At 66.6% G+C, this 19,794-nt stretch carries 21 protein-coding genes; 13 read left to right on the top strand and 8 right to left on the bottom strand.

Features of this window, described 5'->3' with window-relative positions; all coding sequences use genetic code 11:
- Positions 1 to 2: 2 nt before the first annotated feature.
- Positions 3 to 968, bottom strand: coding sequence for a D-2-hydroxyacid dehydrogenase (locus IBJ82_RS04790; protein WP_194824671.1), 966 nt, complete (start codon positions 966 to 968; stop codon positions 3 to 5).
- A gap of 86 nt (positions 969 to 1,054) precedes the next feature.
- Here IBJ82_RS04790 and IBJ82_RS04795 point away from each other — a divergent pair, with 86 nt between their 5' ends.
- The 4 genes from IBJ82_RS04795 (at position 1,055) to IBJ82_RS04810 (ending at position 4,126) form a co-directional block, all read left to right on the top strand.
- On the top strand, positions 1,055 to 1,795 hold the full coding sequence (locus IBJ82_RS04795; RefSeq protein ID WP_194824672.1) for an Asp/Glu/hydantoin racemase: 741 nt from the start codon (positions 1,055 to 1,057) through the stop codon (positions 1,793 to 1,795).
- 28 nt (positions 1,796 to 1,823) lie between these two features.
- Positions 1,824 to 2,555, top strand: a complete 732-nt coding sequence (locus IBJ82_RS04800; RefSeq protein WP_194824673.1) for an aspartate/glutamate racemase family protein — start codon at positions 1,824 to 1,826, stop codon at positions 2,553 to 2,555.
- Positions 2,542 to 3,198 (top strand): GntR family transcriptional regulator, encoded by a 657-nt coding sequence (locus IBJ82_RS04805; RefSeq protein ID WP_194824674.1) that lies wholly within the window; start codon positions 2,542 to 2,544, stop codon positions 3,196 to 3,198. The genes IBJ82_RS04800 and IBJ82_RS04805 overlap by 14 nt, the downstream gene beginning before the upstream one ends.
- 73 nt (positions 3,199 to 3,271) lie before the next feature.
- Positions 3,272 to 4,126, top strand: a complete 855-nt coding sequence (locus IBJ82_RS04810; RefSeq protein WP_370585148.1) for an isocitrate lyase/phosphoenolpyruvate mutase family protein — start codon at positions 3,272 to 3,274, stop codon at positions 4,124 to 4,126.
- 27 nt (positions 4,127 to 4,153) lie between these two features.
- Here IBJ82_RS04810 and IBJ82_RS04815 read toward each other — a convergent pair whose 3' ends face one another.
- Together IBJ82_RS04815 and IBJ82_RS04820 are read right to left on the bottom strand one after the other, a co-directional pair.
- The gene (locus tag IBJ82_RS04815; RefSeq protein ID WP_194824676.1) at positions 4,154 to 4,780 is read right to left on the bottom strand and encodes a DUF305 domain-containing protein; all 627 of its coding nucleotides are present in this window, start codon (positions 4,778 to 4,780) and stop codon (positions 4,154 to 4,156) included.
- Positions 4,777 to 6,432 carry an LVIVD repeat-containing protein gene (locus IBJ82_RS04820; protein ID WP_228536438.1) on the bottom strand — a complete coding sequence of 552 codons (1,656 nt, stop codon included), beginning with the start codon at positions 6,430 to 6,432 and terminating at the stop codon, positions 4,777 to 4,779. The genes IBJ82_RS04815 and IBJ82_RS04820 overlap by 4 nt, the downstream gene beginning before the upstream one ends.
- 230 nt (positions 6,433 to 6,662) lie before the next feature.
- Between IBJ82_RS04820 and IBJ82_RS04825 the strand changes: the two genes are divergently transcribed.
- On the top strand, positions 6,663 to 8,411 hold the full coding sequence (locus IBJ82_RS04825; protein WP_194824677.1) for a BCCT family transporter: 1,749 nt from the start codon (positions 6,663 to 6,665) through the stop codon (positions 8,409 to 8,411).
- Here the strand turns inward: IBJ82_RS04825 and IBJ82_RS04830 are convergent.
- Positions 8,408 to 9,328: a 3-methyladenine DNA glycosylase gene (locus IBJ82_RS04830; RefSeq protein WP_370585149.1), complete on the bottom strand. Its 921-nt coding sequence runs from the start codon at positions 9,326 to 9,328 to the stop codon at positions 8,408 to 8,410. The two genes, IBJ82_RS04825 and IBJ82_RS04830, sit on opposite strands and share 4 nt — an antisense overlap.
- A 90-nt stretch (positions 9,329 to 9,418) precedes the next feature.
- On the bottom strand, positions 9,419 to 10,459 hold the full coding sequence (locus IBJ82_RS04835; protein WP_194824678.1) for an AraC family transcriptional regulator: 1,041 nt from the start codon (positions 10,457 to 10,459) through the stop codon (positions 9,419 to 9,421).
- Between the two features lie 124 nt (positions 10,460 to 10,583).
- Here IBJ82_RS04835 and IBJ82_RS04840 point away from each other — a divergent pair, with 124 nt between their 5' ends.
- From IBJ82_RS04840 to IBJ82_RS04855, 4 genes are all read left to right on the top strand, one after another.
- On the top strand, positions 10,584 to 12,335 hold the full coding sequence (locus IBJ82_RS04840; protein ID WP_194824679.1) for a GMC family oxidoreductase: 1,752 nt from the start codon (positions 10,584 to 10,586) through the stop codon (positions 12,333 to 12,335).
- On the top strand, positions 12,335 to 12,826 hold the full coding sequence (locus tag IBJ82_RS04845) for a hypothetical protein (protein WP_194824680.1): 492 nt from the start codon (positions 12,335 to 12,337) through the stop codon (positions 12,824 to 12,826). The genes IBJ82_RS04840 and IBJ82_RS04845 overlap by 1 nt, the downstream gene beginning before the upstream one ends.
- 189 nt (positions 12,827 to 13,015) lie before the next feature.
- Positions 13,016 to 13,468 (top strand): MarR family winged helix-turn-helix transcriptional regulator, encoded by a 453-nt coding sequence (locus IBJ82_RS04850; protein ID WP_194824681.1) that lies wholly within the window; start codon positions 13,016 to 13,018, stop codon positions 13,466 to 13,468.
- A 100-nt stretch (positions 13,469 to 13,568) separates the two neighbouring features.
- Entirely contained in the window at positions 13,569 to 14,051 is a 483-nt protein-coding gene (locus tag IBJ82_RS04855; RefSeq protein ID WP_194824682.1) for a hypothetical protein, read from the top strand.
- A gap of 66 nt (positions 14,052 to 14,117) precedes the next feature.
- Here the strand turns inward: IBJ82_RS04855 and IBJ82_RS04860 are convergent, their stop codons facing one another.
- Complete coding sequence (locus IBJ82_RS04860; RefSeq protein ID WP_228536439.1) at positions 14,118 to 14,798, bottom strand: TetR/AcrR family transcriptional regulator; 681 nt, start codon at positions 14,796 to 14,798, stop codon at positions 14,118 to 14,120.
- Positions 14,799 to 14,893: 95 nt separating this feature from the next.
- On the opposite strand from IBJ82_RS04860, the gene IBJ82_RS04865 reads away from it, so the two are divergent.
- Together IBJ82_RS04865 and IBJ82_RS04870 are read left to right on the top strand one after the other, a co-directional pair.
- Positions 14,894 to 15,850 carry an ATP-binding cassette domain-containing protein gene (locus IBJ82_RS04865; RefSeq protein ID WP_194824684.1) on the top strand — a complete coding sequence of 319 codons (957 nt, stop codon included), beginning with the start codon at positions 14,894 to 14,896 and terminating at the stop codon, positions 15,848 to 15,850.
- Positions 15,847 to 16,656: an ABC transporter permease gene (locus IBJ82_RS04870; RefSeq protein WP_194824685.1), complete on the top strand. Its 810-nt coding sequence runs from the start codon at positions 15,847 to 15,849 to the stop codon at positions 16,654 to 16,656. Before IBJ82_RS04865 ends, IBJ82_RS04870 begins: the two co-directional genes overlap by 4 nt.
- Before the next feature lie 37 nt (positions 16,657 to 16,693).
- Here the strand turns inward: IBJ82_RS04870 and arfB are convergent, their stop codons facing one another.
- Together arfB and IBJ82_RS35280 are read right to left on the bottom strand one after the other, a co-directional pair.
- Positions 16,694 to 17,122, bottom strand: coding sequence for an alternative ribosome rescue aminoacyl-tRNA hydrolase ArfB (gene arfB / locus IBJ82_RS04875; RefSeq protein WP_194824686.1), 429 nt, complete (start codon positions 17,120 to 17,122; stop codon positions 16,694 to 16,696).
- A complete protein-coding gene (locus IBJ82_RS35280; RefSeq protein WP_194824687.1) occupies positions 17,107 to 17,775 on the bottom strand; it encodes a TetR/AcrR family transcriptional regulator in 669 nt (222 codons plus the stop codon). Before IBJ82_RS35280 ends, arfB begins: the two co-directional genes overlap by 16 nt.
- A gap of 121 nt (positions 17,776 to 17,896) precedes the next feature.
- Between IBJ82_RS35280 and IBJ82_RS04885 the strand changes: the two genes are divergently transcribed.
- Entirely contained in the window at positions 17,897 to 18,685 is a 789-nt protein-coding gene (locus IBJ82_RS04885; protein WP_194824688.1) for an SDR family oxidoreductase, read from the top strand.
- A gap of 25 nt (positions 18,686 to 18,710) precedes the next feature.
- Positions 18,711 to 19,772, top strand: a complete 1,062-nt coding sequence (locus tag IBJ82_RS04890; RefSeq protein WP_194824689.1) for a diacylglycerol kinase — start codon at positions 18,711 to 18,713, stop codon at positions 19,770 to 19,772.
- The last annotated feature ends 22 nt before the right edge of the window (positions 19,773 to 19,794 follow it).

Raw genomic sequence — 19,794 nt, forward strand, 5'->3', positions numbered from 1 at the left:
CTTCAGCCGGGCACGTACCCGAGCGTCTTGTCGACAACGTTGTCCAGTGGCAGACCGGCTGCCCACCTGCCGAAATTGTCGGTGAATGCGCGGACGATCTCGGTGCGCCAGCCGCGGAAATCGCCCGAATTGTGGGGCGTGAGCACCACGTTCGGCAGATCCCACAGCGGATGACCGGCAGGTAGCGGCTCCGGGTCGACCACGTCCAGAGCGGCCGCGGCGATCGAACCGTTGCCGAGCGCGGCGACGAGATCGTCGGTAACCACTAGTTCCCCGCGCCCGACATTGACAAACCTCGCATGCGGTTTCATCGCCGCGAACGCGGCGGCATCGAACATGTGCCTGGTCCGGTCGGTGAGCGGCGCGATCGCGATCACGTAGTCGGCACCGGGCAGTTCGGCATGCAGATCGTCGCTGACGGTGCCGAAATCCGGATCGCCGGTGCGAGCGCGGCGTCCTACCGCGCGCACCGTCATCCCGGTGGCGCGCAACAATCGCGCGATGGTCCGGCCGATCGAACCGGTGCCGACGATCAGCGCCGTCGCCCCGGCCACGCGCTCGGATTCGCGGTGGCGCCACTCGTGCCGCTGCTGCAGCCGGATCGACCCCGGCAGGTCCTTCGCGAACGAAATGATCTGTCCGAGAACATATTCGGCGATCGCGGTGTCGAAGACATTGCGGGTATTGGTGACCATCACATCGGATGCGCGCAGTTGCGGGAACATCACCGGGTCCACGCCGACGCCGCCCATGTGCAGCCAGCGCAGGCGATCGGCGCTGTGCCACGCACCGGGTACGGCGCGAGTCTGGAAGTCGTAGACGAACAGCACATCGGCGCCGCGCAGCGCATCGGCGAGCCCGTCGGCCTCGGTGTAGCGCACTGCGGCGCGCTCGGCAACGGGGGCCATGAGGTCCGATTCGGGCACGCTGTCACGATGTAGGACGGTGACAATCGGCCCGTTTTCCACATTGACACCGTACGATCAGATCGTATGATTGTCAACAATCCGATCGTGTTCGGAGGTCTGCCCGGCTGAGCGCGAGAGGGGCCGCAGTGGAGTTCAGCTTCCCGGACATCGAGGGGCCGGTGGCCCAACGAGGCATCGGCGTGATCGCGCCGTTCGACCTTGCCCTCGAACGGGAATTATGGCGGTGGGCTCCCCTGGAGGTGAGCTTGCACTTGGCCCGCACCCCCTATGAGCCGGTGCCGGTGTCGCTGGCCATGGCCGAACTGGTGTCCAATCCGCTGCACCTCACCGCGGCGACGCACGACGTGCTGCACGTGGAGCCGGAAGTCGTCGCCTACCTGTGTACGTCGGGCAGCTTCATCAACGGCCTCGCCTACGAACGGTCCCTGCGGGAAACGATCTGCCTGGCAGGCGCACCCGACGCGGTGACCACCTCCGGCGCCCTGGTGGAAGCGATCAAGCACCTCAACATCACCCGCATGTCGGTGATCACGCCCTACGACGAGATCCTCACCGGCAAACTGCACGAGTTCCTCGACGAAGCGGGTTGCACCACGATCAAGTCCGATCATCTCGGGCTCGGCGGCGGTATCTGGAAGGTCAACTACCGCACCGTCGCCGAGCGGATTCTCGGCGCCGACGACCCCCGCTCCGAAGCGATCTTCGTCAGCTGCACCAACCTGCCGACCTACGACGTGATCGAGCCACTCGAACAGGCGCTCGGCAAACCCGTCCTCACCGCCAATCAACTGACCATGTGGGCCTGCCTCGGCCGGATGAAACTGCCCATGATGGGTCCGGGGAAATGGCTCGTCAATGTCTTCTGACGGCTCGATGTCTTCTGAACGGAGCGAGATGCACACGCCGACAATCGGATTCATCTACCCCGACCACGCCGCCGAAGACGACTACCCCCGTGCGGCGGCCCTGCTCGACGCCGCCTTGCCGGTGGCCCACATCTACGGCACCGACCTGCACGCCGTCGCCGAACTGCTCGACCTTGGCAACCCGGAGAAGCTGAGCCACGGCGCCGCGTTGCTCGCCCCCGAGGCGCCGGCCGCCGTCGTCTGGGCGTGCACCTCGGGCAGTTTCGTCTACGGGCCCGAAGGCGCCCGTGGTCAGGTCGAGCGCCTTGCCGAGGCGGCCGGAGTGCCCGCTTCCAGTACGAGTTTCGCGTTCGTCGAAGCGGCGCGGGCGCTCGGTGTGCGGCGGGTGGCCGTCGTCGCGAGTTACCCCGAGGACGTGGCGAAGTTGTTCGTCGAGTTCCTCGCCGACGCGGGGATCGAGGTGGTGTCGATGTCGAGCGCGGGCATCGACACCGCCGCGGAGGTCGGCACTCTCACGGCGAACCAGGTCCTGACCCTGGCCGTCACCAACGACCACCCCGACGCCCAGGCGCTGCTCATCCCGGATACGGCGATGCATACTCTCGAGGTGCTTCCGACACTCGAAGCCGCGCTCGGCAAGCCGGTGCTGACGGCGAACCAGGTCACCATCTGGGAAGGGTTGCGGCTGGCCGGGGTCACCGCGGTCGTCCCCGCGCTCGGCGCGTTGTTCGCGGAGGGGAGTCGGCATGTCGATCATTGATTTCGAGCCGGTCAACCAGCAGTCCACCGCGGAGATGATCGCCGACCGGCTGCGCGAAGCGATCCTGCGCGGAGCGCTCGGCCCCGGCGACCAACTCGGTGAGGCCGATCTGGCGACCAGTTTCGGCGTCTCCCGCGGACCCGTGCGCGAGGCCATGCAACGCCTCGTCCAGGAAGGTCTGCTGTTCAGCATCCGTAACCGCGGCATCTTCGTCATCGAACTCACCACCGACGACGTCGTCGACATCTACCGCGCCCGCACCGCGCTGGAAGGCGGCGCGCTCGACCTCATCCTCGACGGTCGCCGCGAGATCGCCTATGCCGCACTGCAATCCAGCGTCGCCGCCATGCGACTCGCCGCCGAAGCTGGTGACGCACCCGGTGTCTCCGACGCCGACCAGGCCTTCCACGAAGCCCTCGTCACCGCCGCCGACAGCCCCCGCCTGGTCCGCGCCGCGCGCACCCTGCTCATCGAAACCCGCATGTGCCTCGGCGCCCTCCAGACCACCTACCCCGACCTGCGCGAACAAGCCCGCGAACACGTCGAACTCCACGAGGCGATCGGCACCGGCTCGCCCGAGCGTGCGCGCGCTCTTCTCGTGGAACACATGGACGACGCGGTCCGCCGCCTGGGCGACCGCTAGGGGAGGTGCGCGGGGTGCGCCTCGGGGCAGAATGGACCCGGTACGGATACCTCGACTCGCACCAGGAGATCTCGTGGACAGCGAACAGCGGACACGCGCGCAGGCTTTTGTCGATCTACACCGCGCGGGTTGCTTCCTGTTGCCGAATGCCTGGGATGCGGGCAGTGCGCGGATTCTCGAGTCGGTGGGATTTCCGGCCATCGCCACCACCAGCGCGGGCGTCGCGTTCTCCTTCGGTCGTCCTGATCACGACTTCTTCACCGAGCACGGTGCGCACGGGCGCGTGGATCGCTCGACGATGATGCGGCGGATCCACGAGATCACCGGCGCCGTGCGGGTGCCGGTCAGTGCCGACCTCGAGGAGGGGTACGGGCCGGACGCCCAGGAAGTGGCGACCACGATCTCCCTCGCGATCGATGCCGGTGCGGCGGGCGGCAATATCGAGGACTTCACCGGCGACCGCACCACCCCGCTGTTCGACGAGGTACACGCGGTGGACCGGGTCCGCGCGGCGCGCGCGGCCGTGGCTGCCAGCGGTGAGCCGTTCGTACTCGTCGGTCGCACCGACGCGCTGCTCGTGGACGCGGGTCTCGACGAAGCGATTCGCCGCGCCAACTCCTACCTCGCCGCGGGCGCGGACTGCGCCTTCGTCCCCGGGGCCGCCGACGCCACCACTATCGCCACCCTGGTCGAAGCGCTCGACGGCCCACTCAACGTCGTGATGGGGCTGACCGGTGGTGCCCTGTCGATGGCCGAACTCGCCGACCTCGGCGTCCGCCGGGTCACGGTAGGCGGCAGCATCGCCCGCCTGCTCTACCGCCACCTCCTCGACGCGGCGACCGAGCTCGCCGAACACGGCACTTTCACCTACGGCGACACCCAACTCACCCAATCGGCTCTCAACACACATTTCGCCGACCCCGCCTGACGGGTGCACGCGCCTCGTTCACCTCGATCAAGAGGCGGGTCGGGCGCCTCGAAGGTCGAGGAGCATGCCGAGGTAGCCCAGTTCCTGGCTCTGCGACTGGGCCATCGCCCGGGCGGCCTGTTTCACCGGGCCCGAGGTGAGCAGGGTATCGGCGGCGCGGGCCATCGTGATTCCGCCCGCGTGGTGGCGGTACATCAGTTGCAGGAAGAGGGTTTCGGCGTCGGCCGCGCGCGCCGCGGCGAGGGCGTCGAGGTCGGCGGTGGTCGCCATGCCGGGCATCGTGGTCGGCCCGGCGGTCGAGTGGTGGTGGGTTCGCGCCATCCAGCTCATCGGCACGTCGGCGGTGGGGGCCGCGCCGATGAGCTGGGTCCAGCCGAGCAGCGTGCCTATTTCCACGCGCTGGGTGTCGGCGATCTGGTCGGCCAGCCTGCGCACGGTGGGATCGGCGGCCGGGTCGAGGCGTTCGGTGAGGATGAGCGCCTGCTGGTGGTGGGCGGTCATGTCCTGGACGAAGCCCAGCTCCGTCGCGGTGAGAACCGGTGCGGGCGCGGCTGTCTCGGTGACGAAGAGCGGTCGCAGGGCCGCGCCGAGTGCCAGCAGGAACAGCGCGGCCGCACCGGCGAACGCCAGCCTGATCACCCGACCCACGGTCACGACCCGACCGTGGACTGCTGATTCGCGGGCGGTGTGTACACCTCGTTGTCGAGCTGCAACACCATGAACCCGTTGTCGGAGCAGGTGACATAGAGCTGGTCGCCCCGCCACTCCGGCGGGGAAAGGCACCAGTCCGTGGACAGGTCACCGAACGCGATATCACCGGCCCGAGCGGTGAGCACCTGCGCCGGATCGAACAGCCCCTCGGCCATCGACCGCAGCGCCGCCGGCGCGCTCATCACCGGAATGCCGATGATCGAGGCCAAGGCATGGGGCGAGTTCCAGATCTCGAGGTTGCGGCCGGTGCGGGCAGGCGGATTGAAATAGGCGATCTCGCGGATCTCACCGGGATCGCGGACGTCGAACACCCGGATACCGGAGGAGATCCAGCCGCAGGCCAGGGCGGTCGGGTTGTCGGGACGGTCGGCGGCGCAGTAGTGCGATTCGTAGGAGAACGCCGAACCACCCATGGAGGAACCGACACCCGCGTCGATATTGTCGGGCAGGTTGATCTCGAGTTTGATCTTCGCGGTGATGCGCGGCGCACTGTCGTCGGACACGTCGATGAGTTTCACTCCACCGGAACCGCCCTCGTCGACGGTGAACAGATGGGGCACGCCGTCATAGGTCACCGGCACGCTGTGCTGGGTGGCCCAGCCGTCGGTCCAGAACGTCCGACCGAGATGCGGCACCTGTGGATTCGGATCGCGCCGCTGCACCGCGCTCACATCGAGCACGGTGAATCCACTGAGCGCGGAGGTGTAGAGCCGGTTGCCGTCGGGACTCACGCCGAGTCCGTGCGCCTCGATCCCCGTCAGCCCCTGCCAGATCACTCGGGGATTCGCCGGATCGGTGAGATCGATCGCGCTGAGGAATCCGGGCACCAGGCCCGACGCCCAGTACGTGCGACCATCAGGGGAGAAGCCGCCCTCGTGCGTCGTGATCGGCAGTGGCATCAGCAGATTCGAGCCGGTTCCCGGATTGAGCAGACGTGGATGCGCGCAATCGGAGATGTCGTACACCGAGAGGTATCCGGCCCCGATGCCCACCGGCACACCCGTCCCGACGAGCAGTTTGCGAGTGGTGTTGACCTTCAACGTCTCCCAGGTCCCGGCCAGCATCGCGGGTTCGGCGAGGGTCGCGGTCAGTCGTGGATTCGCGGGATCGGAGACATCGAGTACCTGAACGCCGGGGTGCTCGCTGAGCATATTGCCGGGGAAGAACGTGCCCATGTAGGCGCAGTGCTCGAAACTGGTGGAGGTGATGCCCGCTCCGCGTCCGCCGTAGCCGCCGATCATCGACATATTGCAGCGATAGCCCCGCGTGCTGCGCCCACTGTCTCGGTCACTGGCGGACACATCGCCCTGCAAGCCGGTTTCCGGCAGCGAACCGGGCCCACAATCGGCTCGCGCCACCGCCGTTCGACCCACATCGAGGAATTCCTGCACCGTGCCGGTCAGGTCGGCGCCGAAATCCGCTGACGCACCCGACGGCAGGCCGAGTGCCACGAGTGCGGTGATCGCGGCCGCCGCCACGTACCGCAGCGGCGAATGTCGCCGGTGAATCGACTGCGGTGGGCCCGTCCCGGCATTGCTCGGCCCGAACTCGGGCTCGGCGATGGGTCGCGTGTCGGTGTGCGGACCTGGTGGCATCGTTGCCCTCCCCAATCAATGATGCGGACAACGCAACTGGCTCAGACAGTTGTGCCGCATCACGAATAGTAGGCCGTAAGAATGGTTGCGGAAGGGTGTTTCGGGGAATAGGGGTTTGGGCGGCGTTCGTGCTTACCTCGGGCTGTCGCCGATACGCTGTACGGTTGCTCTGCACGACAAGCGCGTCTGTAAAGGCGGGGAGTTTCCGCGATCGGAGAGGACTCGGATCCATGTCGAACGATGTCGTAGGAAGTTCCGGCGCCGCACCGCCGCCCGGCGGAGTGGTAGCCGGTGGATCGCCGGGCAAGCCCAGGCTGGATCTGCTCATCTTCTGCGCCACCGCGATCGGCGCGCTCGCCTTCGTCGCCTGGGGCGTCCTCGACGACGAGAGTCTCGCCTCCGCGGCGAGCACCGCCCAGAAGTGGGTCATCACCAATACCGGCTGGTTGTTCGTGCTCACCGCGACAGCGTTCGTCGTCTTCGTGATCTGGCTGGCGGTCAGCCGCTACGGCCGGATCCCGCTGGGCGCCGACGACGAGAGACCCGAATTCCGCACCGTGTCGTGGATCGCGATGATGTTCAGCGCGGGCATGGGCATCGGTCTGATGTTCTGGGGTGTGGCGGAACCGCTGTCGCACTTCGTGAATCCGCCGCCGCACACTGCCGCGCCCGGCTCACCGGCGGCCGCCGAGATCGCCATGGCCACCACACTGTTCCACTGGACACTGCACCCGTGGGCGATCTACGCCGTCGCCGGCCTGGCCATCGCCTACGGCACGTTCCGAAAAGGCCGCTCGCAGTTGATCTCCTCGGTGTTCCGGCCGCTGCTCGGCCACCACGCCGACGGTATCGGTGGTCGCGTCATCGACATGATGGCGATCTTCGCGACCCTGTTCGGATCAGCGGCCTCCCTCGGCTTGGGCGCCCTGCAGATCGGCGCGGGCATGGAGTTCAACGGGTGGATCGACGGGATCGGCAAGCTCGGGCTGGTGGCGATCATCTCGGCCCTGACCGTCGCCTTCGTCTTGTCGGCGGTCTCCGGGGTGGCACGCGGCATCCAGTGGCTGTCCAACATCAATATGGTGCTGGCCCTGGCTATCGCGGCGTTCGTGTTCATCGCGGGCCCGACGCTGTTCATCCTCAATATGCTGCCCACCTCGATCGGTGACTACATCGAGGCCCTGCCGACCATGGCCTCGCGTACCGGTGCGGGCGACGAGGAGATGCAGGCCTGGCTGTCGAGCTGGACGATCTTCTACTGGGCCTGGTGGATCTCGTGGACGCCGTTCGTCGGCATGTTCATCGCGCGGATCAGTCGCGGCCGCACCATCCGCCAGTTCGTCACCGGCGTGCTGCTGGTGCCGAGCGTGGTCAGCCTGGTGTGGTTCGCGATCTTCGGTGGAGCGGGCATCTTCGAGCAGGCGGAGAACGGTGACCTCACCGAACCCGACGGCTCGGTCGACTCCAACTTCGCCCTGTTCCACCTGCTCGACCAGTACCCGATCACCTCGGTGACCACGGTCGTCGTGATGATCCTCGTCGCGATCTTCTTCGTCTCCGGCGCCGACGCGGCCTCCATCGTGATGGGCACCCTGTCCGAACGCGGCAGTATCGAACCGTCGAAGTGGGTCGTCATCTTCTGGGGCGCGGCTACCGGCGCCGTCGCCGCGATCATGCTGGCCATCGCCGATTCCGACAATCTCGGCGGCGCGCTCACGGGCCTGCAAGCCTTGACCACGGTCGTGTCGCTGCCGTTCCTGGTGGTGATGGTGGCGATGTGCGTGTCGCTGTACAAGGACCTGAGCGATGACCCGCTGATTCTGCGGATGGACCGTGGCGTCGAACTGGTCGAGGGCGCCGTCGACCAGGGCACCGAACTGCACGAAGGCGATTTCGCGTTGGTCACCGAACCGGCGGTGGACGAGCCTCCGGTCCTCGACAAGAACGAGCGCCGCATCGTCTCCGACGATCGAGGCTAGCCCGTAGCGTCTGATCTGGCCTGCGCCGAGGACAACTCGGCGCAGGCCAGTCGCATGCGGCCCCGCAGCGCGTCGGCGGATTCGGCGATCGCGGCCTGAGCGCGCACGTAATCGGCTCGGCCGGTGGGGGTTTCGATGCGGACCGGCTCGTAGCCGAAATCGGACAGGTCGTAGGGGCTGGCTCGCATGTCGAGTTCGCGTGCGGTGCAGGCGAGTTCGAAACAGTCGAGCAGTAGATCAGAGGAGATCAGTGGGGCGAGTTTGAAGCCCCACTTGTACAAATCCATGTTGGCGTGCAGGCAACCGGGCTGTTCGCGTTCCACCTGGTCCGCGCGGGTGAGCGGTTCGGCATTGCGACCCACCGCCTCCGGAGTGAAGAACCGGAACGCGTCGAAATGCGTGCACCGCAACGGCATCGACTCCACCACCTCGTCGGTGCCCGCGTGGCCCAGACGCAGCGGAACCTGCTGGTGGCGCACCTCGTCGGTGCGATAGACCATGGCCCACTCGTGCAGTCCGAAGCACGACAAGTGCGCCGGGCGCCGCGCGGTCGCGGTGAGCAGCCTCGAAACGAACTCGATCGTGTCCCGACGCTTGGACAGATAGGCCGGATCGGCCGTGAACACACCCCGATCGTGCGCAACCTCGTGGTATCCCCGCGCCCCCCGGTAATCGCCCGCATCACGCAGCCCGATCCCGAACCCCGGATGCCACCGCCGCAACTGCGCAGGCTTGTTGCCGTAGTACGTGAAGAGAAAGTCCACGACCGGATGGGTGGTTCCTGCCGCACGGCGTTCGAGATAGGGACCGACCAGTCGATCGAGCCGATCACGGTGTGCGCGCGCGGCGGCCCGCCACTCGACCGACGACAATACCCGCAGGTCGAGAGCGTGGTCGAGATTGTCGCGCGCGCTCACCCTGCTATTCTCGCGCACCGGTTTTGCTCGGTGGATTCGCCCTCGATCGGGTGTTGCGGTGGCCACTCCACCTGGGTCGACAAGCGCTTTTCAGCACCGCGTAGGGGACGTCGACCGAAACGATCGCGGTGTCATATCTCGCCATCGCTTGAACGCCCGGATGAAGTTCGCCGAATCCGTGTACCCGAGACGATTCGCGATCTGGGCTGTGGTCAGCGGTGAGTTCCGCAGCATTTCCTCGGCCAACGCCTGACGCAGCTCATCGACCAGTGCGCGATATGACGCGCCTTCGTCGGCGAGGCGCCGTGCAAGCGTGCGTGGACTCACATTCAGTACAGCGGCCACCTCGGCGAGTGGGGGGATCCGGCCGGGTTCGCGCGTCAGGACATCGCGCACCGCACCGGCGAAACCGGTTCGGGCACGGCGCTTGCCGAGCAGGTCGCGACACGCGGCCTCATAGCCACGCCGAACCAGGTCATTGGCCTGCGGCAAGGGAGTATCGAGCCAGGCCGAGTCGCCGACCAACTCGTTGCGATCGGCATCGAAATCCGGTTCTGTTCCGAACGCGTCGACGTAGCGGCCGGTGTTCGATGGCGCGGAGTGCCGGAAGCGCACCGAGGACGCCGGCACGTCGGTGTTCGTCAGGTCGCGCAGGATCGACGTGATCGCCGCCGAAATCCGTTCCACCAGAATAGAAGCGATATCCGGTGGTAGGTCGCCGTCGTCGATGTAGATGCCGACCTCGTCGGTGTCCACATATTCGGTGACGGTGATCGTGGTGAACACCCAGGCGAGTTCGACGAACTCCGCGGTCAACTCGATGACATCCCGCAGCGACCGGCTGGTGAGCAGTGCCATTCCCCACGAGCCGTGCATCCCCGCGTGATAGTTCGTCCCCACCTCGACCCAGAATCCGGGCTCCCCGCAACGTAACTCGTCGAGATTGCGCATCACGTCGAATTCTTGACGGGCGGTGATCTCAGCGAACGGATCATCGAGCACACCGGGGTCGATGCCCGAACCGTCGAGGCACTCGTCCGCGGACCAGCCACGACGCGCGGCGAGTTGGACCATCAGCTGAACACTGGCCGCGCTGATCGGCAGGTGCTGACCGAACTCGAAACTCGCCACGCGGCGAACCTACCCACAGGTGGCAGAAAATGACAACCACATGGCGGCGATAGCGCTGTCGTCGACGTCACCGCCTTCGTAACGTGGTGAGCTCGCGCATATCACGGCAGGAGCCTTCCATCACATGAGTTCCGACTACGACGTCGTTGTCATCGGCAGTGGTTTCGGTGGCAGTGTCTCGGCGCTGAGGTTGACCGAGAAGGGATACCGGGTCGCGGTACTCGAGGCGGGACGCCGATTTGCCGACGAGGATTTCCCTCGGACATCGTGGGATATCCGCAAATTTCTGTGGGCGCCCAAGCTCGGGTGTAAAGGGATCCAACGTGTCCATGTGCTGCCCGATGTCGTCGTTTTGGCCGGGTCCGGTGTCGGCGGTGGTTCGCTCGTCTACGCGAACACCCTCTACGAGCCCAAGTCGAGCAACTTCTACGATGACCTCCAGTGGGCGCACATCACCGACTGGCGCGCGGAACTCGCCCCCTATTACGACCAGGCCGAGCGCATGCTCGGCGTCCGGCCGAATCCCACGCTCACACCCGCCGACGAGCTGATGCGAGAGGTCGCCGACGACATGGGCGTCGGCGATACCTTCTCCATGGCACCGCTCGGGGTGTTCTTCGGTCGCGGTGACGCGAAAGAACCATCGGTGACGGTCGCGGATCCGTATTTCGGCGGCGCCGGACCCGCTCGAACCGGCTGTATCGAATGCGGAGGCTGCCTCACCGGGTGCCGCTACGGCGCCAAGAACACCCTCGTCAAGAATTATCTCTACCTCGCCGAGCGAGCTGGGGCCGCGGTGTACGCGGAACGGACCGTGACCCGTGTAAAGCCCTTGCCCCAGGGCGGCTATGAAGTGACCGCCGTGGAAACCGGTGCGTGGTTTTCCGATCGCACTGCCATCACGTTCACCGCGGATCAGGTGATCTTCGCCGCGGGCACCTGGGGCACACAACAATTGCTGCACCGTCTCAAGGCCGATGGAACGCTGCCGGGAATCTCGGATCGTCTGGGGATTCTGACCCGTACCAATTCCGAAGCGCTCGTCGGTGTGACGACCAAGATGCGCAATCGGAAGAAGTACGACTTCACCCGAGGCGTCACGATCACCTCGTCCATCCACCCGGACGAGCACACGCACATCGAACCCAATCGCTACGCCAAAGGCTCCAACGCCGTGGGATTGATGGCGACAGTGATGACCGACGGAGGTGGCCGATTCCCTCGCTGGGTGACCTGGATCGGACAGGTCCTGCGTCACCCAGGCCACCTCGCCTCGCTCTATCTCGGGATCCGCCACATGTCGGAACGTTCGATCATCGCGCTGGTCATGCAGACCCACGACAACTCTCTGACGCTCTACACCAAAATGCGCTTCGGGCGGACCCGGGTAACGTCGCGCCAAGGCCACGGCGAACCGAACCCGACTTGGATTCCGGTCGCCAACGAAGTGATGCGACGCGCGGCCGAAAAGATCGACGGGTTTCCGATGGGCACGGTCGGTGAGATCTTCGACGTTCCAGTCACGGCCCATTTTCTCGGCGGCTGTGTCATCGGCGAGTCTCCCGAAGCCGGCGTCATCGACCCCTATCACCGCGTCTACGGCCATCCCGGTCTGCATGTGGTGGACGGTGCGGCGGTGTCGGCGAACATCGGCGTCAATCCGTCATTGACCATTACCGCCCAGGCCGAACGCGCGATGTCGTTGTGGCCCAACAAAGGTGAGACCGACAGCCGCCCGCACCTCGGCTCGCCTTACCGGCGGGTCGCCGCGGTGACCCCCACCGCTGCGACCGTGCCGGCGCATTCGCCCGCCGCGCTGCGACTGCCCATCACCGCAGTCGGCGGCAAGTCCCCTTGTCACCAGGAGCAGAACTGATGTCTACGTCCCCCGATGTGAACGCCCGCGGCAAACTGCACACTGTGTATGCCGCGTTCCGCGCCGCCCCCGAACCAAGGCTGTCCGACCTTGTCGGCGATCACGAAGGACAATTCGCCGGACCGCTCTGGTTGCGCGGTTGCGGACCGTTGACCGTAGCGGTGAGCGGAATGCGAGGCTGGTGCGGTAAGTCCTTCACCGAGCCGGACGATTCCGACGCCTACCTGCGCGGCGTGAACCTCGTACGCCGTCGCGGCACCATCGAGCCATCGATCCCGATCACCGCGCGGATCGGCGCCTCACGCGTCGACGGCGAGCCAGCGTTGATCGTCAGCTACCCGGCGACCGCACGGTTTCCCTGGAACCGCGTCACCGACGAACTCCGTCCTTTCAGCTCCCGCGGTCTGCTGGGTCTGACATTCGGAATCCCGGGTGGCCCGTCCAGCGGCGCGCCGTTTGTCCTCCACCGTCGCGAATCGGCTGATTCATGACGGTTTCCGTGCAGTGGTGCCAGGTGTTCTCGTGATGCTCGTCGAACCTGCACGGAATCGGCGTCGGGCATCCACTCGGCATGCCCGGCGTCACCTCAAAGGGCATCGCGGATCCTGGCAGCCCCGCAGTTCGGCTGGAGCGGAAGACATGTCGGACAGGGTTGCCGTTCGCTTCGAGATCGCGCTGCGATGAGCCAGCGCCTCACAGACGACGAAGTCGACGCCTGGAATTCCTTGGCCAGCGTAGTGGCATTGATGGCACCTGAGCTCGAAACGCGGCTGCGACGAAAGTGCGGGCTCAACCACTTCCAATATCGTGTTCTGGAACTGCTGTACGCCCGACCTGGACGACGCCAGCGCATGATCCTGTTAGCAGAAGCAACCGATGCGTCGATCTCGCGAATGTCGCACGTCGTCGCCAAACTCGAGCGTGCTGGACTGGTAACCCGCGGCAACGATACCGGCAGGTACGTCGAGCTTACCGACGCCGGTCTCGACGCATTTACCGACGCGGTACCGCATTACATCAGCGTTGTGCGTCAGCTGCTCCTCGATGCCTTGTCAACACCTGAACTCACGCGCCAGTTCGCGGCCATGACCGCTGACCTCGCACGCCACCTCAAATCACGCAACCCGAGATGAGGACACCGAGCGGGGTCGAGTCGACGGCATCGAAGTCCTGCCACTGGCCGAGACCGGCCACCTGGTCAGACCTGGATGTCCATGAAATGAGTGGTCCTACATGGTGAACACCGACGATGTACGCAATGGTCCGCTGGCAGACCTCGAACTGGGCGGACCGACGCTGACGGTATCTGATGGAACGAAGTCGGACCCGAGGGAAAATGTGCTCAGCATTGCTGAGCAACGCCTCAAACGCTCGGTTCGGAACAGCGCTCCATTCGGATCTCTTCCCGCTCATCCACCTAGCGACCCGGTCGAGATAGCCCACATCTGCCGCGAGCTGGTCACAAGCATGATCGATGGCGGGGATGCTGCGGAAATGACGCAGCGAATTCGCAGGGCAGCTTTGGAATGGGCGCGAGAAGGCGTACCGATCGACAATGTCCTGGCCGCTGTGCACGAAGGATTCGAATCCGGCGCGAGCGTAATCATCGGCGGTTGGACGATCGGCGACAGCTCGAACCTGGCGAGCGGGGTCGAGTGGATGCTCGAGGTGCTTGCGATGACCACCTCGGCTATCGCCGAAGCGTATCTCGATTAAAGGGCCACAGAAGGTGACGGATTCGCCACGAATCGGGCCTTGGGGTGTTCGCAGCCTGTAAGGCGATTACGCGCGCGGCAGGATGCCGAACAGCAGCGCATCGATGCCCGCGACGAACACCGCGTCGTTGTCGACCGAGACGCTCGCCCCAGCGGGAGCCGCACCGAACAGCGTGGTCAGGTTCGGATAGTCGCGCGCCGGATCGCTGGTCGAGGCCACCAATGCGCCACCGAGATCGCCGGCGGACAGGCCCGCGGTTTCCTGGGCGGCGAAGCTCGCGCCCCAGCCCGAGAGCATCGCCACACCCATCATGACGGCGCGCGCGTCGAGTCCGGCAGGCGCCAGCGCGCCCGCCATCCGGTCCATGTAGCGCACCGAATTCGGGCCCATGCTCGACGGTGTCGCCTCGACCAGCCACGGGTGCCTGCGGTGTAGTGCGCGGGACTGCTGCGCCAGCGCGAGGACGTCGGCGTGGACGTCGCCGGTCGGTTCCGGATACCGGTATTCCCCCGCGACCCGGTCGACCATGAGGGCGATCAGGTCGTCCTTGCCGTCGACATAGCGATACAGCGAGGCGGCCGCGGTGCCGAGGTCGTCGGCCACCCCACGCATCGACACGGCGCGCAGTCCACCCGCATCGGCGCGCCGCACACAGGTGTCGGCGAGCTGATCGAGCGTGTAGGCCGGGCGCGGTCCCGGCCGCGACGTCGTGCCGCGCGACCACAGCGAGGATCCGGTGTGCGTCATACCTGCCAGCATGCCCCACCTGCCTAGTTGCGAACAGTGTTAGCAGATGCGTATCGTGTAATTGCGAACACTGTTCTCAATGAAGGGAGATTGCCGTGCATGCCATCGAAGCCGCTGCACTGACCAGGACCTATGGCAAGGACACCGTGGTGGACGGGGTGGATCTGCTGGTTCCGCCCGGTCAGGTGCACGCCTTGCTCGGCCCGAACGGCTCGGGCAAGACCACCACCGTGCGCATGTTGGCGACCCTGGCGCGGCCCACCTCGGGCCGCGCCGCGATCCGCGGTTTCGACACCGTTCGCCAGGCCGACAGCGCGAAACGCCAACTCGGCCTGGTCGGTCAGTTCCACGCCGTCGACCCGCGGCTGACCGGACGGCAGAATCTGGTGTTGCTGGCCCGTCTCAACGGCTTTCGCACCGCCGAGGCCCGGCGGCACGCGGGTGAGCTGCTCGACCGGTTCGACCTGGCCGATGCCGCCGATCGTGTGGTCCGCACCTTCTCGGGCGGTATGCGGCGCAGGCTCGACATCGTCGCGGGCATGATCGTGCGCCCCGCCGTGCTGTTTCTCGACGAGCCGACGACCGCGCTCGACCCGCACAGCCGCAACGAGATCTACAGCTATATCCGCGATTTCGTCGACAAGGGGACCACCGTGCTACTCACCACCCAGTATCTCGACGAGGCGCAGCGCCTGGCCGACGCGATCACGATCCTGGAAGCGGGTCGAGTCGTCGCGGCGGGCACGCCCGAACAGATCCTGGCGGTCGTGCCCGCCGGGCTCGACCTGGTCGTCGACGATCCGCTTCGCTACGACGAGGTCGCCGCGGTGCTGGCCGGATTCGGCGGCTCGCCGTCGGACTTCCCACCGGCACAGCGGCATTCGCCGATGGAGCTGTCGTTCACCTTCGCCGGGGAGGCGCCCGGCCTGCTCGCGGTCCTGCGCGCACTCGACGCCGCCGAGATCGCCGTGCGCGATATCGGCACCCGCGCGACGACGCTCGACGATGCCTTTCTCGCACTCACCGGTCGTGAGCGGGAGGTGCGGGCATGAGTGCCGTCGACACCCGATCGGTGTCCGTGTTCACCGGTGCGGCGGTGCTGTTCGGCCGCGTGCTGCAGAACTACCGCAACTCGCCCGGCCTGTTCGCGATCACCTTGGCCGCGCCACTGGGCATGATGCTGCTGTTCGGTTTCGTCTTCGGTGGCGCGCTCGCCGGCGGCAGCGATGCCACGGCCTACCGCGCCTATCTGGTGCCCGGCGTGCTGGTCCTGGTCGCGGCCATGGGCCTGACCTCGACCGCGTCGACCGCGAATGCCGACCTGCACAGCGGATTCACCGATCGCCTTCGCGCGTTGCCGCTCCCACCCGCGGCCGCACCGGCCGGATTCGCCATGGCCGAAACGGTGATCGGCGTCGTCGCGCTCGCGCTGATGTCGGGCATCGGATACCTGCTCGGCTGGCGGGTCGACGCCACGCTCGGCGACGTGGCGGTGGCGATCGCGCTACTGCTCGCCTTCCGCTGCGCGCTGTCGTGGCTGGGCATCGCGCTGGGCGCGGCGATCCGTGATGAGCAGATGCTCCAGCAGACGGCGCCGCTGATCTTCGGCACGATCATGTTCTCGAATGTCTTCGTCCCGACCGCGACCATGCCGCCGGTGGTGGCGGCGATCGCGGAGTGGAATCCGATGAGCGCCATCGTCGCCGCGCTGCGCGAGCTGCTCGGCGCCGACCTGCCCGACGCGGCCGGTGGCGCCTGGCCCATGCAGCATCCGGTCGCGGCGGCGACCGCCTGGATCGCCGTGCTGTTCGCCGTCGCGGTCCCGATCACGATCCGCCGTTACGCGGCAGAGGTCTGATCGCGCCGCTGTCGTACCGGCGACGCCTGGTCACTGGTCAGTCGTCGGGGGAGGCGCGGCGGTTGCGTTTGGTGACGCCGCGCCGCTTCTTCTCGGAGATGCGACGCTCCTTCGCGCCGCGCGAGGGCTTGGTGGGTCGGCGAACCGGCGGCGGGGCGGCAGCGGCGTCACGTAGTAGCGAGGCCAGGCGCTCGCGGGCGGTGGCGCGGTTCTGCAGCTGTGCGCGTTGCTCCGATGCGGCGATCGTGAGCACCCCGTTGACCAGGCGGGCGGACAGGCGCTCCAGCATCCGGGTGCGCAGCCACTCCGGCACCGAGGGCGAGTTGGCGAGGTCGAACGACAGCTCTACCCGGCTGTCGGTGGTGTTGACGTGCTGGCCTCCCGGACCCGACGACCGGGAGAACCGCTCGCGCAACTCGGACGCGGGGATCACCAGCGCCCGAGTGACGGTCAGGTCCTCTGCCATGATTCGACGCCGCTTCTTCCGCGCGACGCCACACCGGGCGCACTGACGGGAGCGGCGAGTGATCCGGCGAGCATGTCGATGATTTCGCCCCATGCCCGCGCATCGCCTGCCCGCGCATCCCCGACTTCCGCCGCGCGTTCGTGATCGGCCAGGAGCGCGAAAAGCATGGTGGTCAGCGCCCGCAACCGCCGCACCCGCAACCGCGGTGGCAAGGTGGTGAGCTCCCGGTCGAGGCCCTGCATGATCACGCGCACCGAAGTGCGTTCGGCACTATCGAGATTGGTCGCATCGGAGACCGCCGGATGCGGGTGGATCTGCTCGAGGAATCGCGCGTAATGCCGAATACCGTGCCGCTCGCCGAGCTCGAACATCGGCACCACAAGGGCTTCGAGTAGCCCGTGCAACCCTGGCGGGCGACCCGAACCCGCTTGTTCGGCGAGCAATTCCAGCCGCCGCACCTCCAGCGTCGCCAGCCGGAACTCGACCACCGCTTCGATCAGCCCGTCGCGGGATCCGAAGTGATACTGGATCGCTGAATTGTTCCGCTGACCTGCGGCAGCGGCGATATCGCGCAGCGGCACCGCCCGCCCGTTCTCCGCGATCAGACGCTCCGCCGCGACGATGATGCGTTCCCGCGCTGATGTCCCTGCCACAGTTCGCACAATAGTCGCTCACCAGCACGAATGAGAACTAGTACTTGACAGTTAAGCGATAGTTCTTAAAACTGCCTGTGACCGCGACCACACGCGGCCATATCGGAGAGGAGCTTTCGACATGATCCTGGATGCCTTCCGGCTCGACGGTCGCGTTGCCATCGTCACCGGAGCGGGCCGCGGTATCGGCGCGGCCACCGCGCTCGCGCTCGCCGAAGCCGGTGCCGACGTCGCCATCGCCGCGCGCACCACCGAGCAACTCGACGAGGTCGCGGCGAAGATCCGCGCCCTGGGCCGCCGTGCCGTCACCGTGTCGGCGGACCTGTCCGACCTGGCCGCGGTGAAAGCCTTCGCCGATACCGCCGCCGCCGAACTCGGCCGCATCGACATCGTGGTCAACAATGTCGGCGGCACCATGCCCAATACCTTCATGACCACCTCCCCGGAATTTCTGGAGGAGGCCTTCCGCTTCAATGTGTCCACCGCGCATGCCCTCACCCAGGCCGCGGTGCCGTACCTGCTGGAGTCGGACGCCGCATCGGTCGTCAGCATCTCCTCGATGATGGGGCGCACCGCCGGCCGTGGCTTCCTCGCCTACGGCACCGCCAAAGCCGCCCTCGCGCATTGGACCCGGCTGGCCGCCACGGACCTGTCCCCACGCATCCGCGTCAATGCCATCGCGGTCGGTTCGGTACTCACCTCCGCGCTGGATGTCATTGCGCGGCAACCGGAAATCAAAGCTGCCATGGAAGGCGCGACCCCGCTGGGTCGACTCGGCGAACCCTGGGAAATCGGGGCTGCCACCGTCTACCTCAGTTCACGCGCGGGCGGCTACATCACCGGCAAGATTCTGGAGATAGACGGCGGCATCGAAAGCCCCAATTTCGAACTCGGCCTGCCCGACCTGTGATCCGCACCCGTACAAAGGATCTGACATGACCTACCGTGTAATCCAATGGAGCACCGGGAATGTCGGTGCGCGAGCATTGCGTTCCATCATCGCCCGGCCCGAACTGGAACTCGTCGGCGTCTGGGTATCGAGCTCCGCCAAAGCGGGTAAGGACGCGGGCGAACTCGCCGGGCTGTCTCTCGAAACCGGCATTACCGCCACCACCGATGCCGATGCCCTGGTGGCCATGAAACCCGACTGCATCGTGCACACCGCCATGGCCGACGACCGGCTCATGGAATCGGTCGAGGACCTGAAACGGTTCCTGCGCGCCGGCATCAACGTGGTCTCCAGTAGTCCCGTCTTCCTGCAGTACCCGTACGGAACCCTCCCTGACGAGGCGATCGCCCCGATCATCGCGGCCGCCGAGGAGGGCGGCGCGTCCCTGTGGGTCAACGGCATCGATCCCGGCTGGGCCAACGACTGGCTTCCGCTGCTGCTCTCCAGCGGTTCCGAGCGGATCGACCGCATCATCTGCTCGGAGATCATGGACTACTCCACCTACGACAATCCCAAGGTCGTCTTCGACATCATGGGTTTCGGCAGCGATCTCGACGCCCTGCCCATGCTGCTGCAACCCGGCGTCCTCACCCTCGCCTGGGGCAGTGTCGTCCGACAGCTCGCCGCTGCTCTCGATATCGAACTCGACTCCGTGACACAACATTTCGAACGACTGCCGGCCACCGAGGAACTCACCGTGGGCGACCGCACCATCGCGCCGGGCGCCGCCGCGGCCCTGCGCTTCCAGGTGCACGGCATCCGTGCCGATCGCGAGGTACTGACCCTCGAGCACGTCACCCGCTTGCACCCCGACCTGGCTCCCGATTGGCCACAGCCGACCGGAACGGGTTGCTACCGGGTCGAAATCCAGGGCGAACCCGACTATCAGCTGGATCTACAGCTCTCCAGCAACGGCGACCACGCGCTCGCCGGTGTGGTCGGTACCGCCGCCCGCCTGGTCAGCGCCGTCGCCGCCGTGGTCGAAGCCCGCCCCGGCCTGCTGACCGCCACCGATCTTCCCCTCACCACCGGCCGCGGACTGATGTAGCGGGGGCTCGGATCGGTGACTC

Source organism: Nocardia sp. XZ_19_231 (assembly GCF_015355705.1).
Classification (GTDB): Bacteria; Actinomycetota; Actinomycetes; order Mycobacteriales; family Mycobacteriaceae; genus Nocardia; species Nocardia salmonicida.

What these genes read in the sequence shown, in the direction of transcription:
- IBJ82_RS04855 (WP_194824682.1), top strand. Translation starts at nt 13,569, where the DNA reads ATGGTGAACACCGACGATGTACGCAATGGTCCGCTGGCAGACCTCGAA.
- IBJ82_RS04870 (WP_194824685.1), top strand. Translation starts at nt 15,847, where the DNA reads ATGAGTGCCGTCGACACCCGATCGGTGTCCGTGTTCACCGGTGCGGCG.
- IBJ82_RS04860 (WP_228536439.1), bottom strand. Translation starts at nt 14,798, where the DNA reads ATGACGCACACCGGATCCTCGCTGTGGTCGCGCGGCACGACGTCGCGG.
- IBJ82_RS04805 (WP_194824674.1), top strand. Translation starts at nt 2,542, where the DNA reads ATGTCGATCATTGATTTCGAGCCGGTCAACCAGCAGTCCACCGCGGAG.
- IBJ82_RS04840 (WP_194824679.1), top strand. Translation starts at nt 10,584, where the DNA reads ATGAGTTCCGACTACGACGTCGTTGTCATCGGCAGTGGTTTCGGTGGC.
- IBJ82_RS04890 (WP_194824689.1), top strand. Translation starts at nt 18,711, where the DNA reads ATGACCTACCGTGTAATCCAATGGAGCACCGGGAATGTCGGTGCGCGA.
- IBJ82_RS04885 (WP_194824688.1), top strand. Translation starts at nt 17,897, where the DNA reads ATGATCCTGGATGCCTTCCGGCTCGACGGTCGCGTTGCCATCGTCACC.
- IBJ82_RS04850 (WP_194824681.1), top strand. Translation starts at nt 13,016, where the DNA reads ATGAGCCAGCGCCTCACAGACGACGAAGTCGACGCCTGGAATTCCTTG.
- IBJ82_RS04800 (WP_194824673.1), top strand. Translation starts at nt 1,824, where the DNA reads ATGCACACGCCGACAATCGGATTCATCTACCCCGACCACGCCGCCGAA.
- IBJ82_RS04820 (WP_228536438.1), bottom strand. Translation starts at nt 6,432, where the DNA reads ATGCCACCAGGTCCGCACACCGACACGCGACCCATCGCCGAGCCCGAG.
- IBJ82_RS04825 (WP_194824677.1), top strand. Translation starts at nt 6,663, where the DNA reads ATGTCGAACGATGTCGTAGGAAGTTCCGGCGCCGCACCGCCGCCCGGC.
- IBJ82_RS04845 (WP_194824680.1), top strand. Translation starts at nt 12,335, where the DNA reads ATGTCTACGTCCCCCGATGTGAACGCCCGCGGCAAACTGCACACTGTG.
- arfB (WP_194824686.1), bottom strand. Translation starts at nt 17,122, where the DNA reads ATGGCAGAGGACCTGACCGTCACTCGGGCGCTGGTGATCCCCGCGTCC.